Annotated in this window: 10 protein-coding genes; 4 read left to right on the forward strand and 6 right to left on the reverse strand. The window is 39.6% G+C overall.

Annotation, left to right across the window (positions count from 1 at the left end; translation table 11 throughout):
- Positions 1–128: 128 nt before the first annotated feature.
- From Q0465_RS05500 to Q0465_RS05510, 3 genes are all read right to left on the reverse strand, one after another.
- The gene (locus Q0465_RS05500; RefSeq protein WP_298613837.1) at positions 129–788 is read right to left on the reverse strand and encodes an aspartate kinase; all 660 of its coding nucleotides are present in this window, start codon (positions 786–788) and stop codon (positions 129–131) included.
- Positions 789–923: 135 nt separating this feature from the next.
- Positions 924–1,415, reverse strand: coding sequence for a prolyl-tRNA synthetase associated domain-containing protein (locus Q0465_RS05505; RefSeq protein ID WP_298613839.1), 492 nt, complete (start codon positions 1,413–1,415; stop codon positions 924–926).
- 63 nt (positions 1,416–1,478) lie between these two features.
- Positions 1,479–2,447 (reverse strand): TIGR01212 family radical SAM protein, encoded by a 969-nt coding sequence (locus tag Q0465_RS05510; RefSeq protein ID WP_298613841.1) that lies wholly within the window; start codon positions 2,445–2,447, stop codon positions 1,479–1,481.
- Positions 2,448–3,313: 866 nt separating this feature from the next.
- Here Q0465_RS05510 and ppdK point away from each other — a divergent pair.
- Both ppdK and Q0465_RS05520 read left to right on the forward strand, forming a co-directional pair.
- Positions 3,314–6,046 (forward strand): pyruvate, phosphate dikinase, encoded by a 2,733-nt coding sequence (gene ppdK, locus Q0465_RS05515; RefSeq protein ID WP_298613842.1) that lies wholly within the window; start codon positions 3,314–3,316, stop codon positions 6,044–6,046.
- An 82-nt stretch (positions 6,047–6,128) separates the two neighbouring features.
- Complete coding sequence (locus Q0465_RS05520; RefSeq protein ID WP_298613844.1) at positions 6,129–7,202, forward strand: redoxin domain-containing protein; 1,074 nt, start codon at positions 6,129–6,131, stop codon at positions 7,200–7,202.
- Between the two features lie 49 nt (positions 7,203–7,251).
- Here Q0465_RS05520 and Q0465_RS05525 read toward each other — a convergent pair whose 3' ends face one another.
- The gene (locus tag Q0465_RS05525) at positions 7,252–7,998 is read right to left on the reverse strand and encodes a transposase (protein ID WP_298613846.1); all 747 of its coding nucleotides are present in this window, start codon (positions 7,996–7,998) and stop codon (positions 7,252–7,254) included.
- 575 nt (positions 7,999–8,573) lie between these two features.
- Between Q0465_RS05525 and gap the strand changes: the two genes are divergently transcribed.
- On the forward strand, positions 8,574–9,578 hold the full coding sequence (gap, locus tag Q0465_RS05530) for a type I glyceraldehyde-3-phosphate dehydrogenase (RefSeq protein WP_298613847.1): 1,005 nt from the start codon (positions 8,574–8,576) through the stop codon (positions 9,576–9,578).
- A gap of 346 nt (positions 9,579–9,924) precedes the next feature.
- Complete coding sequence (locus Q0465_RS05535; RefSeq protein ID WP_298613849.1) at positions 9,925–10,272, forward strand: hypothetical protein; 348 nt, start codon at positions 9,925–9,927, stop codon at positions 10,270–10,272.
- 133 nt (positions 10,273–10,405) lie between these two features.
- Here Q0465_RS05535 and Q0465_RS05540 read toward each other — a convergent pair whose 3' ends face one another.
- Both Q0465_RS05540 and Q0465_RS05545 read right to left on the reverse strand, forming a co-directional pair.
- Positions 10,406–11,683: a M64 family metallopeptidase gene (locus Q0465_RS05540; RefSeq protein ID WP_298613851.1), complete on the reverse strand. Its 1,278-nt coding sequence runs from the start codon at positions 11,681–11,683 to the stop codon at positions 10,406–10,408.
- Positions 11,684–11,895: 212 nt separating this feature from the next.
- Positions 11,896–13,812 (reverse strand): trehalase family glycosidase, encoded by a 1,917-nt coding sequence (locus Q0465_RS05545; RefSeq protein ID WP_298613853.1) that lies wholly within the window; start codon positions 13,810–13,812, stop codon positions 11,896–11,898.
- Positions 13,813–13,854 lie beyond the last annotated feature (42 nt).

The raw sequence follows: 13,854 nt of genomic DNA on the forward strand, positions 1-13,854 counted from the left end.
ATTACAGTTATAAAAATGAAGTAAAATCTTTCCTCCTCCTCAGGAAGGCAAAGTTAAAAAAACTTCACTAATCCGGCAATTTCTCTTCCATAATCCCGGGATTCTCCCCTTTCGCTTCTACCTTTTCCCTACCTCTTTCCCATATTTTTCAAAACGACAAAAGTTTTATCGATTAAGGAATTGTCCACTACTACCGTGAACTCATTGGTAGAAGAAATAACTTCTGTCAAATTGATTCCTTCCCAGGACAATTCTTTCATAATGCTATAATAAAACCCCGGCTGCATACTATTCCCTTTCGGCAATTTAAGTGTAACCGAAGATAAAGAATTCTGCTTAAATAAACAGACCTCATTTTTAAAATAATCCAAAATCAATTGCTCCATCGTGTCACTGACCACCAGGTTCGTTTCAAAAACCCCTTGTACTAAAGTATAAAAAACCTCTTCGTTTTTTATTAATTTTTTCAGTACTTCTATATGACACTCTAATAAAGTAGGCGAATTTTTAAAAGTATAATCGCAAAGATTACTCCTCAATATAATATCCCCCATATTGTTTAACAGCTTGTTCAACTGTACCTGTTGCCGGATTTGTAAGTAAGGAGCCAAACGATTCAAAGCCATAACAATAGCTCCTGTATTCACTTCTTTCTGCAATATTTTTTCCACATCCGGCTGCAACTGCCGGGCCAGAGCCGATACATTTATAATTCCGACAGCCAAAGATTCCGACAAATAAGGACGGTGTTTTACAAGCTCCTCCACCGCATGAGATATACTGATCATAGTTCGAATGTTTAATTTTAAACAAAGATACACAGAAAAAAAGCAAAAACTAACACATTAACAGAAAAAAACGGCAAATCGAAAAATTTTCTACAAAATAAACCATTATAATCTGTTTTTCAGTCCTCTGTTTACTCAATAGAGCTTTATCCATTCGTAACCGTTTCCCATAGCTTCCATATAACGAATAAAATCTTCTGTTTTAATAGCTAAAGAAGCGCGATTATCATTTGGATGAAAAGAAAGTTTAGTTGCTTTTTTTAAATTTTCGTCTAAAAAAACATACACGTGATGCTCTGCGTCATTAACTAAACCGAAAGGACTTACCGAACCGGGATATAATCCCAGATAGTTAACCATCCTTTTTTCAGAAGCAAAACTCAGTTTTCCCTGTTTTAATAAATGTTCCAAGTCATGAATAGCCAGATTCTGATCACAATCGAAGATGACCAGATAATGCCGGTTACCTTTATGATTCCGGAAAAACAGATTTTTACAATGAGTACTATCCAAATTTGTCCAATATTGCTTGGCAATTTCTATGGTGGGGGCAGGCGGATGCTCGATATAATCGTATGCAATCCCTAACGTTTTCAAGGTATCATATACTTTTGACTGTCCGATCATGATCACTTATTTTTAATACACTAAACTTTTCTTTTTTGTGCTAAAGACACAGATGCTTTTTATTCAATGTTTCCCGCTTTCAGGACTTACAATATTTTCTGTTCCACTATTCCGGTATTTTCCCTGCCAAACATTCTTTTCCTTCAGTTTTTTATCCAGCATAGCTACAAATTCAAAATTTTTGATTCCCCAGTTCGGAGCGATTAAATATTCAGGAGGGGACTGATTGACAAAACGCTCCAGATAGATGTCCGGGCAAATATTTTTGATCACCTCCACGACAAAATCCAGATACTCCTCAACGGAATAAAGCCGGAATTTTTCCGGATTCCGGAAATACTCTTCGGCCATCAAGGTATCTTTTATGATTTGCAACTGATGAAGTTTTAAGACCTGTAGGGGAAGATTTCCCAAACGCACAGCTCCCTCCAGCATAGACGCCCTGCTTTCACCCGGTAAACCGAAAATCAAATGGGCTCCTACCTGTATTCCACGCTCTGCTGTCCGACATATAGCAGCCTCTGCTTCTGCATAAGTATGCCGGCGGCGTATGGTCTCCAATACCCTATCATTCACCGATTCCACTCCATATTCAATGCAAACATAAGTCTGTTTTGCCAGGCCGGCAATATAATTCAGTATTTCTTCATTTACCGCATCCGGACGGGTGGCTATTACCAACCCGACAATCTTCGGATGAGCCAAAGCTTCTTCATACCTGGATTTTAAAACCTCCAGAGCTGCATAAGTATTCGAATAAGCCTGAAAGTAAGCTAAATATTTTTGTCCTTGATATTTGGTATCAAAAAAACGAATCCCTTCCTCGATTTGTGCACGAATCCCTTCCACCTGCCGGCAATAATCCGGATTAAAACTGGCATTATTACAATAAGTACATCCTCCCCAACCTTTCCTTCCATCCCGGTTAGGACAGGTAAATCCGCCATCTATAGACAATTTTTGTACACGTTCCCCAAATAAAGTCTTAAAAAAAGACGGTAAATCCCTATATCTTTTTCCCTCCACGGCCATTTATTTTATTTCCGCGAAAGTAATATATTCAATGGAAAAATAAAATCGCAAATAACAGAAAATAAAACAGTATTTTAATCCCTTTCGCCGATTTTCTCTCCCCCAAAAAGCTTTCCAGAAGGAACATCTGAAAATTAAGCTCCTAACCTCCCTATAGGGATATAAACCACTCTATTTCCTTTACACCCGGTATGCCAATGAAAACAGTGCAGAGAACAGTCCATTTTTCTTGTCATACACAACCTCCTGAAATTCTTTTGTCTCCTTACTTTTTATCCGTTACCCATATCAGCATACTTTTCTGCTTTCCTACCCTACCGTAAATCAAATAGTCCCCTTCTGCCCCGTCTTCGTGATACTTCCTCAAACAGAATACTCAGCCGTCCCCGTTTTATCCCTTCTTTTAGTTTATAAAAATCATTACGTCCGTTTGCTGACAACTGACAAAAATTAACTTTAAATGCCTGTAACTTTTCCTCAACCCACTCTTTTTTACCTGTAACTTACATACTGCGATAAAACTAAACACCGCTATTCAAACGCAATTTTTCATCAGTGTATGCTTTATTTAAAACCAAATTCACAACTAATCTCTTCATTACAAAACTAAACCCATAGTTATTTTTTATTTATCTATCCTGTTCTGCTCCATTTAATTAGAATTTATAACGTTTTCATGATTTAATCACATAAAAACTGCATTCAATATTTTCATGTTTCAGTAGAAAGAACTATATTTGCGCACCCTTAAAAATAGTGGGTACTTCTGATCGATCGCATTGCCAATCAGATCATTAATAGAGAAAAATTTCTATAATATAAACCATTCCTTATGAAAAAAGGAATATAAAACAAATCTAATACATATGAGTACCAAGTACGTTTACACTTTTGGCAACGGACAGGCTGAAGGCCGTGCAGATATGAAAAATCTGCTCGGAGGAAAAGGAGCCAACCTTGCTGAAATGAATCTTATCGGATTGCCTGTCCCTGCAGGTTTTACAATTACGACTGAAGTTTGCACGATTTACAACCAACAGGGAAAAGAAGCTGTGGTTAAGTTGATTGAAAAGGATGTAAAAGCCGGAATTGCACACATGGAAAAAATCATGAATGCGAAATTCGGTTCAAAAGGTGAAGCTTTCCCGTTAATGGTTTCCGTACGTTCCGGAGCTCGTGTTTCTATGCCGGGTATGATGGATACAGTGCTGAATCTGGGGTTAAATGACGATGCTGTAAAATTATTGGCTGAAAAATCAGGTAATCCGAGATTTGCATGGGACTCATACCGTCGTTTTATTCAAATGTACGGGGATGTAGTAATGGGTGTTTCAGCAGCAAAAGGCGAACACAATCCGTTTGAAGTGGAAATCGACAAGCTGAAGGCCATCAAAAATATTACCAATGATACCGATTTTACAGTAGAAGATCTTCAGGTATTAGTAGGAAAATTCAAACAAGTTGTCAAAGATAAGACAGGCAAGGATTTCCCGACTTGTCCCTGGGAACAGTTATGGGGAGCCATTTGTGCCGTATTTGACTCCTGGATGACAGAACGGGCTGTCTTATACCGTCAACTCAACCAGATTCCGGAAGAATGGGGAACAGCTGTAAATGTGCAGTCCATGGTTTATGGAAATATGGGTAATAATTCAGCTACCGGAGTTGCTTTCTCCCGGGATGCCGCTACCGGAGAAGATATTTTCAACGGAGAATACCTGATCAATGCACAGGGGGAAGATGTTGTAGCCGGTATCCGTACTCCTCAGGAAATCACCATCGAAGGTTCCCGCCGCTGGGCAAAACTGCAGGGGATTTCTGAAGAAGAAAGAAAAACGAAATATCCTTCTCTGGAAGAAGCTATGCCTGAGGCATATGCCGATCTGAACAGTGTACAGGAAAAGCTGGAAAACCATTTCCGCGATATGCAGGATATGGAATTTACCATACAGGACGGTAAATTATGGATGTTACAAACCCGTAACGGAAAACGTACCGGAGCTGCTATGGTGAAAATGGCCGTGGATATGCTGAAACAAGATATGATTGACGAAAAAACAGCTTTACTTCGTCTGGAACCAGCTAAACTGGATGAATTACTTCATCCTGTATTTGACAAAGTGGCCCAATCTAAAGCCAAGGTGCTGGCCAAAGGTCTGCCTGCTTCTCCGGGTGCCGCCTGCGGTAGAGTCGTATTCTTTGCTGATGAAGCGGAAGAATGGAAAGAGAAAGGAGAAAAAGTGGTACTGGTCCGCCTGGAAACTTCTCCGGAAGACCTGAGAGGTATGCACGTTTCGGAAGGTATACTGACCGCAAGGGGAGGTATGACTTCACATGCTGCCGTTGTTGCCCGGGGAATGGGGAAATGCTGCGTTTCCGGAGCAGGGGATATCAATGTAGATTACCATAAACGTCTATTTACTGTTAAAGGCACTACCATTAAAGAAGGAGACTGGATCTCTCTAAACGGTTCGACCGGAGAAGTTTACCTGGGGAAAGTAGCAACCGTAGCAGCTTCTTTGAATGATGACTTTAAGGCCATAATGAACCTGGCAGAAAAATATACCCGTATGTATGTACGGACAAATGCAGATACGCCGAATGATGCAAAAACAGCCCGCAATTTCGGTGCAAAAGGCGTAGGCCTTTGCCGGACCGAACATATGTTTTTCGAAGGAGACCGTATCGACGCTATGCGTGAAATGATTCTTTCCGATACAGAAGAGGGCCGCCGTACAGCTTTAGCTAAGATTTTACCCATGCAAAGAGGCGACTTTGAAGGTATACTCGAAGCCATGGACGGCCTTGGAGTAACCGTCCGCCTGCTCGACCCCCCCTTACATGAATTCACCCCGAACGAACCTTCCTCACAAAAAGAAATAGCCGCCAAACTGCATATTTCTGTAGAAGAAGTTAAACAAAAAGTAGACGCCCTGCACGAATTTAATCCGATGTTGGGACACCGGGGATGCCGCCTGGGAATTACTTATCCGGAAATCACCGAAATGCAGGCCCGTGCACTTATCGAAGCAGCTTGCAACCTGAAACTAAAAGGTTTGAACCCGAAACCGGAAATTATGGTACCCCTGGTAGGAGAAGTTAAGGAACTGAAAATGCAAGTAGATATTATCCGCAAAACAGCTGAACTGGTATTTACTGAAAAAGGTGTACGGGTTGAGTTTATGGTAGGTACCATGATTGAAATCCCCCGTGCAGCTATCACAGCCGATGAAATCGCTGAAGTAGCAGAATTTTTCTCTTTCGGGACGAACGATTTAACACAGATGACCTTCGGTTATTCCCGGGATGACGTTGGTAAATTCTTACCTACCTACCTGAAAAAAGGAATTCTGAAAGCTGATCCGTTTGCAGTCCTGGACCAGATCGGAGTAGGCCGTATGGTAAAAAAAGGTGCTCAATTAGGACGCCAAACCAATCCGAATATTAAATTAGGCATCTGTGGAGAACACGGTGGAGAACCTTCCTCCGTCATTTTCTGCGACGCCATCGGTATGAATTACGTATCCTGCTCTCCTTTCCGTGTACCCATCGCCAGGTTAGCTGCAGCTCAGGCTGCCATCATGCATGCTGAAAAATAATTTTGTTTTATATGGAAAAAAACCGTTCCTTTGTTGGGACGGTTTTTTTATTAAACATAAGACTCATTAAAAACAGGAAATTATGAAACGAATTCTTATCTTTTTATTTGCAGCTGCTTTATTGTCAGCTTGTTCTTCCCCATCCAATACATACACCGTAAAAGGTAAAATAGCTGATCCCGCTTATAATGGAAAAACAATTTATCTCATTGATCCCGAAAATGTAAATGTCCTGGACAGTGCCATTATAACCGAAGGAAAATTCACTTTTTCCGGTCAGATGGATACTGCACAGATGGCTCTTCTCCGTGTACAACGCCTTCACGGCTATCTCATCCTGGAAAAAGGAGATATTCTGGTGGACATGGATAACGCAGAAGCCCCTGCCGGTACTCCCCTAAATAATGCAATGAGCGAAATAAATGAGAAATCAAAACAAATGCAAAACAGTTTTCGTACGGAAGTCGAAAACGTCAGAAATCAAACTGACCTGAGCGAAGAAGAAAAGGAAGAAATATTGGACAAAAATTTTGAAAAACTCAGACAAAGTTATGATTCTTTGATGAATAGTTATTTCCAGGTTAATAAAGATAATGCATTAGGGACCTGGATCGTTCTTAGCTGGTCAGAAATCTTAACCCCTGAACAATTTAATTCCGTCCTGGCACAAGCCGGAGATCAGACTAAAAACAACAAAACCATACAACAAATTCAGGAAAAAAACCGGAAAATTGAATTAACATCTCCCGGAAAACCTTTTCAGGATTTTAAAGCGGAAGATAAAGACGGAAAAGAAATTTTATTATCGGACTATGTCGGAAAAGGAAAATATACACTGGTAGATTTCTGGGCTTCCTGGTGTGGCCCTTGCCGGCAAGAAATTCCTTACATCGCCAAAGCATATAAAGATTACAAAAAGAAAGGATTAATCGTCATTGGTGTTTCGGTATGGGACAAAAAAGAAGACCATCAAAAAGCAGTGAAAGACCTCAATATCACTTGGCCACAACTCTTTGTTCCTACACAGGAAGCAACTGAATTATACGGCATTGCCGGTATTCCTCATATTATCCTCTTCGGACCGGATGGTACCATTATTGCCCGGAATTTACGCGGAAAAGCCATAGACGAAGAATTACAGAAAATATACAAATAATCCCTCAAAATTACACATTAGGGACGTGCCCTAATGTGTAATTTTCCCCCTACCCTTCCCTTTTCTTCAGATAACGAATAATCCCTATACTTACACCGGTAACTCTCGCCAATTGCCTCGACCCTGCGTTTGTCCTCTTCAACATTTCCCGGAGAATTGTTTTTTGTTGCCCTTTCGGCCATTCACATATATCCTGTTTCCCCGTCAGCTCCTCAAGCAATCGCTTTAATTGTTCATCCCGCATCTGGCGCTCAGACATATACTCCATAAAGGGAGCCTGATCCATCTCCAACAGATATTTTTCAAAATGTACCCTATCGGAGAAAAAATTCCTTATAAACCCGGCATTTATAAAGCTATTGGCGGAATTAAAATAAAATCGGTAACTACTCCAGCGGTAATCTGAAACCCGGTTGCATATTCCGGCTTTAACCGGATTTTGCAAAATATAACGGAAACACTGAATCAAATAATCTTCCTTCTCAATCACTTCACTCTTAAAACGGTCCTGAAAAAGATAGCCCTTCCTGTCGTATTTATTATTAAAAAACATTGCATATACAGAAGCAATATGATGCATACACTGACTGATTAAATCACTTTTTACTAATAAATGTATATGATTACTCATTAGGCAGTAGCAATAAATCTCAAAATCCGAACAAACCTGTAATTTTAATTGTTTTAAAAATAGCTTACGGTCATGATCGTCGTGGAAGACCATCATTCTATCGATACCACGTAAAATGACGTGGTATACACCAGTTACAGATCTTTTACGAGCGAGACGGGGCATATAAGTAAATTGATATGGGTATATCAAATTTACAAAAAAAGGAGGTCATTTCAAAATTACACATTAGGGCACGTCCCTAATGTGTAAAAAATAAAAAGAGGCCGAAGCCTCTTTTTAAACACACTAACAATAAATTTACTACACTTATAAAGCAATATAATTTCTATATCGTAGGGCAAATATACATACTTAAAACGTTTGCACAAAATTTTTTAAAGAAAAAATCATTAAAAAGTTTCAATTCATTTCCCAAAGTTCACAATTGGTTTCAAATTGGAGGATGCCAAAAATAACGGAATAAAGAATTCTGCATGAATTAAATAAAAAAAGGGAGGCAAACCGATTCAAACTTTTCGAAAAAAGGAACCGTAAATAATCCAATATACTGACTATTTTAAAGTTTCAATTTTTATTTCTATTTTTGTAAAATTCATACGAAATGTAATGAGTTCTTTTTGATGGAATCGTTTGTGACATTTTTTTGGAAAGTTTTAAATCCATTAGTCACAAAATACATCACTTTATCGTAAATTTGAGAAAAATTTAAAATTTGTATCACCTAAAAAATAACAAAGATGTCAAAAATTAAAGTTGGTATTAACGGATTCGGGCGGATTGGACGTTTAGTATTCCGTGCTGCTATAGGCAGAGATGATATTGAAATTGTAGGTATAAATGACCTGATTGACGTAGATTACATGGTTTACATGCTGAAATACGATACTATGCACGGAAGATTCAAAGGTACAGTTGAAGCGAAAGACGGAAAACTGATTGTAAACGGTCAGCCTATCCGGGTAACGGCAGAAAAAGATCCGGCTAATCTGAAGTGGGATGAGGTAGGTGCTGAATATGTTGTAGAATCAACCGGTCTTTTCCTTACCAAGGAAAAAGCAGAAGCTCACATCAAAGCAGGTGCCAAACGGGTTGTAATGTCGGCTCCTTCCAAAGATGACACTCCTATGTTTGTTATGGGTGTAAACAATAAGAAATATGCAGGAGAAGCTATTGTTTCCAACGCCTCTTGTACGACCAATTGTCTGGCTCCCTTAACTAAAGTAATCAATGATAAATTCGGAGTAATCGAGGGTTTAATGACGACAGTACATTCAACAACCGCTACACAGAAAACTGTTGACGGTCCTTCTATGAAGGATTGGAGAGGAGGACGTGCTGCTGCCGGCAATATCATTCCTTCTTCTACAGGAGCTGCTAAGGCAGTCGGTAAAGTTATTCCGGAATTAAACGGGAAATTGACCGGTATGTCATTCCGTGTTCCGACACTGGATGTATCTGTGGTAGACGTTACTTTCCGTTTAGCGAAAGAAGCTTCATACGACGAAATCAAAGCTGCCATTAAAGAAGCTGCCGAAGGAGAAATGAAGGGTATACTCGGATATACAGAAGATGATGTCGTTTCTTCCGATTTCTTAGGCGATGCCCGCACCTCTATTTTTGATGCAAAAGCAGGTATTGCTTTAAATAAGAGTTTTGTAAAATTGGTATCCTGGTATGATAACGAGTGGGGGTACTCCAATAAGGTACTGGAATTAATCGTTCACATGGCTACTGTAAAGTAAATTTAACTTACTAAATATTCATAAAAGGATGTCTTAGGACATCCTTTTTTCATTTTGTAAAGTCATTTTTTATTATTTACTTTGTCATATAGAGTTGCCTACTTGTAGTGCAACTTTGAGCTAAATAATATAATTTTGCGTTTACATTAAGTCTCTCTACGAAAATTTGACGATTTTATTAAATGACGAGATAAAATGTGCAACGCTCACGCTTTGTCGATATACTCACAAAAAAGCGTGGGCTTGCTTATTTTTGTCATTGGGGTCTCGTCAAGCCTTCGTAGAAGAAATAAGTACAGTTCACGCTTTTTTATTTGTCGGTAAAATACAGTTTAAAACCCAATATATGAGTATCGACGAAATAGAGCAGAGAAGTTTTGAATTTATAGAGCAACACATAGATGCTACTTTTGACGAAGTTCCTGAGTATCTGTTCAAAATCTGGCATATTCCAGTCCCTTTGAAAGATTATCTTTCTGTGAATTACAAAGATAAATACGAATACCGGATATTTCTTTTTGCCCTCCGGAAGTACTGTAAAACCTATAATAGGTATGTACCAGAAGAACAAACGTTAAGTCTTTTCAAAGTTTACCAATTGATGCTAAGTATCCCGATTGTCAGGGGCCGGCATCTGCCTCGCGAAACAGCCTTTCGTATCTTTGACTTTAATTTTTACCTGGAACTTATTTAGTGTGGAGTAATGGAGAATACAGAAAGAGGATAAAAAAGCCGGGAGAGAAATCTCCCAACTTTTCAGATTCTTATTGCAAGACCGTTTAACGATCTTAAATTGATGATGATTTTCAAAAAAATCGTTCTCTTTATCATTTACACAAAAAATCGATGTATTTCTGAATCGCCTGTTTACATACAGGGCAGAATTCATCGGTTTTATGTAAATTGTTCATCAGACAATTTGGCCAAGGCCGATACACTCCTTTTCCCACATATCCTCCACCTTCGTACACACCCAATGTACGGTCGTTTTCATCGGTTAAAGGAGTAGGTACCGGAGTGCCGGATTTCAGCATCTGCTTCCAATCTTTCCGTTCAAAATCCACCAGAGTAGTCAGGTTAGCTTCCCAAGGCTCCACATCCACCGGATACATATCGTTATAGGAAACATTTCCCACATATTCATCCCCCAAACCCAATAAAACATGCCCGAACTCATGTACATAAATTTTTCCGGTCCGGGTGGGATGATTAGCAGCACTTATCCCATAGAAATTATATATTCCGCCCCCGCCGTATTTCTGGGTATTCGACAAAACATAAATATATTCATAAGGCACATGGGCTGCTATATCCCTGACATTCTGAAAATCTTCAATCATTTGGTATCTTTCAGAATCGAAGGTATAAAACGAAGCTTTCAAAGCCGTGTTTCTCCAGATATGTTCCCCGGGAATTGTCACTCCTGTTTCCTCTGAAGGAGCCCACACGGCCCGTATATTGAATTTTTGGGCATTTTCCCTGAAAGGAGAATAACTGAAGAATTCTTCTGCAAATACTTTACAAGCCGCCATAAATTTTTCTTTTTCCATAGCAGAATAACCCTCTGGCAATAACACCAAGTCGATTCTGTGGTCCGGATTTCCGTTGTATACAATTTCGAAGGATTCGTAACGGGGAGTAAACCGCTTGATAAAATAATTATTCACCCGAATAGAATATTCAAATTTCTTTTCAAATTTTCCTTTCCGGTTGCGGGCATATAATTCCACCCTGGCATCCTTTTTAGGAAAAGGAAATACGACCGATTCCGGCATACATTTCATTGTCTCTGCAGCTTCAGGAGTGGTTTGCCATTCATTGAACAAAGTGCAATAAGAGCGGGAATAAATCAGCTTACCTGTTGCCTCATCCACGAGTTTAAAAAGTTGATTCCCATAGCCATTATCATCGATCAGAGAAACTTTGGAACCTGCCCAATAAGGTTCTTCTTTCAGTTCGTCAAAATAATAATTCTGAGTATTCTGATCTCCGCAATGATAAAAATCAAAACGCATGGTTTTATCCCAAAAATACTTATCAAACTGGGCTTTTACCGAAACAACAGACAATAACACCAGCCATCCGGTCAAAAATAATCGATTCATAATCTTATATTTATATATTAAAATTACAGATGGGTAAAGTTAATAAACTAAATAGAATCCTCTCTACATTTAAAAAAAGAAATGATGCAGAAAAATCTTTTATCTGTTAAAAAACTCCGGCCGGTGAATGGAAGGAAATCCTATTCGCCGGCCGGGCTTCAAAACTCAAACGGTTTCCGGAAAAATGCTTCGGGACCTGTTTTTTATTCTCCTTATTCTTTTCCGTACTCCCAATACATCATCAACAAATGAGCAGCTGACCAGCTAAAGTGGGGCGCTTTTAAGACGCTTCCGTCATGGGTATCGTAATTTTCATGTATGGGAGCTTTCCCCGATAATCCTTTCAAACGGGTAAATACCTGGTCTGTATAACGGTCTGCCTCTTCGTGATAACCGTATTTCCGGATTCCTGAAATTCCGAAATACACCTGATCCAACCAAATCGGTCCCCGCCAATATCCTCCCGGCAAAAATTTGGGATGATCTGCAGCCAAAGTCGGAAACGGGATATACGTCGAAAATTTATTTGTGTCAGCTATAATCTTCATCACTTTCCCCGCTTGTTCCGTAGTAGCTATCTCTGTCCACAAGGGGGTCCAGCCTTCCGGGCCTTCTACCCGTACAAAATCGCCTTTCAGTATTCTGTCAAAGAAATATCCATTTTGACTGTCAAAAAAATAAGTCCTTATCACTTCTGTCCGATCCGGTTCTTCAAATTTTTCCCCGATCAAGTCCGCCATTTGTTGTAATAAGCGGTATTCATAACAAAGATAAGCGTTCAAATCCACAGATTCCTGATTAAAACTCCAGGCATCTTCCCCGTTTTTTACCATTTTTGCTTCATCAAAACGGACAGCATTATCCATTCCGCTTTCCCATTTCGCAGCCTCTTCTGTCCCGTCCGTAGAACCGAACTCACAGATTCCGTTCCCATCGTGATCCCGGTAGCGGAACCACCAACGGTAATATTTCAACAATTTAGGATACATTTCCCGTACAAAAGCTGTATCGGCCGTTTCTTTACAAACCTCATATACACTCCACGCGGCTAAAGGAGGTTTACTATCCCGGTAATTGTTTTCCCGCTTATTACTATATATACAATCGGCAATCATCCCGGCTTCATCCTGATAATCGAACATCGAGCGGATTTGGTTTTTAGCCAATTCCGGTTCAAAATGTACAGTAGCCACAGCCTGTTTCCAGGTGTCCCAAGCCCAAAAACCGACGAAATATCCGACCGCATGCGAAGGAACCATTCCGTCATGCAATAAATCTCCTTTACTGCTACGCCAGTTACTCAATAAAGTCACCATTGCCTTTACTGCAATCCGGTTATACGATTCCGGCATATCTTCTCTCAAAACCTTTTTTAAATAGGAGTTCCACCTTTGTGTATGCTGTTTCAATTCCAGTCCAGACTGTTCCAAAAGAGTTTCAGCTTTTTTCAATCCTGCGGGTAATTCTTCCTTCTGATTAAAAAAAGACAATACGACCGTCTGTCTGTTTGCAGGCGTTGAAAAAGAAGTTTTATAAACAGAAGAAGTAAGCATCACTTCCGCCTCTTTCTCAAAAGTTACCCCAACCACTTCTCCGCCCGGTAAATAAATTACTACACTCCGGTTTATCACTTCGCTTTTATTTTCATCTCCCCAGATATTCCCTTCAAAAAACCAATCTAATTCCCGATTACTCTGACAAACTAAGAGAGCATGATTTTTATCTGTAAAGAAAAGCCGCTGACTGACAGAAACATCCGAAAGGCTACTCTTCATATACAATTGTCCGGGGAAATATACCAAACTATCCGGACGAAATACATCCGGAGGCATAATTTTTCCATTTTCCACATATCCCACCTGTACCAATGAACGGCTGATCCACTTCCGGTTATCCAAATCGAAAGGGCCGCAAAAGCCGTTGGTAAACTTATTTGCCTCAGGCAAAGTAAAGCCCATCCATGCGCCATAATCCGTAAACCACCCTTTTCCTCCTTTCATCTGATCCGGAGTATAAGTAATATTCAAAATATCAGGATATGCAAACGCTTTCTCCGGTTCAGTAATTTTTCCCGGCTTACAATTTACGAAGCAGAATATAACTATTCCTATCCACAGTATCTTATACATCTTCTCTATCTTTATGTGTTATACATTGATTATTACTCTCCG

Source organism: uncultured Odoribacter sp., from assembly GCF_937966165.1.
Lineage (GTDB): Bacteria > Bacteroidota > Bacteroidia > Bacteroidales > Marinifilaceae > Culturomica.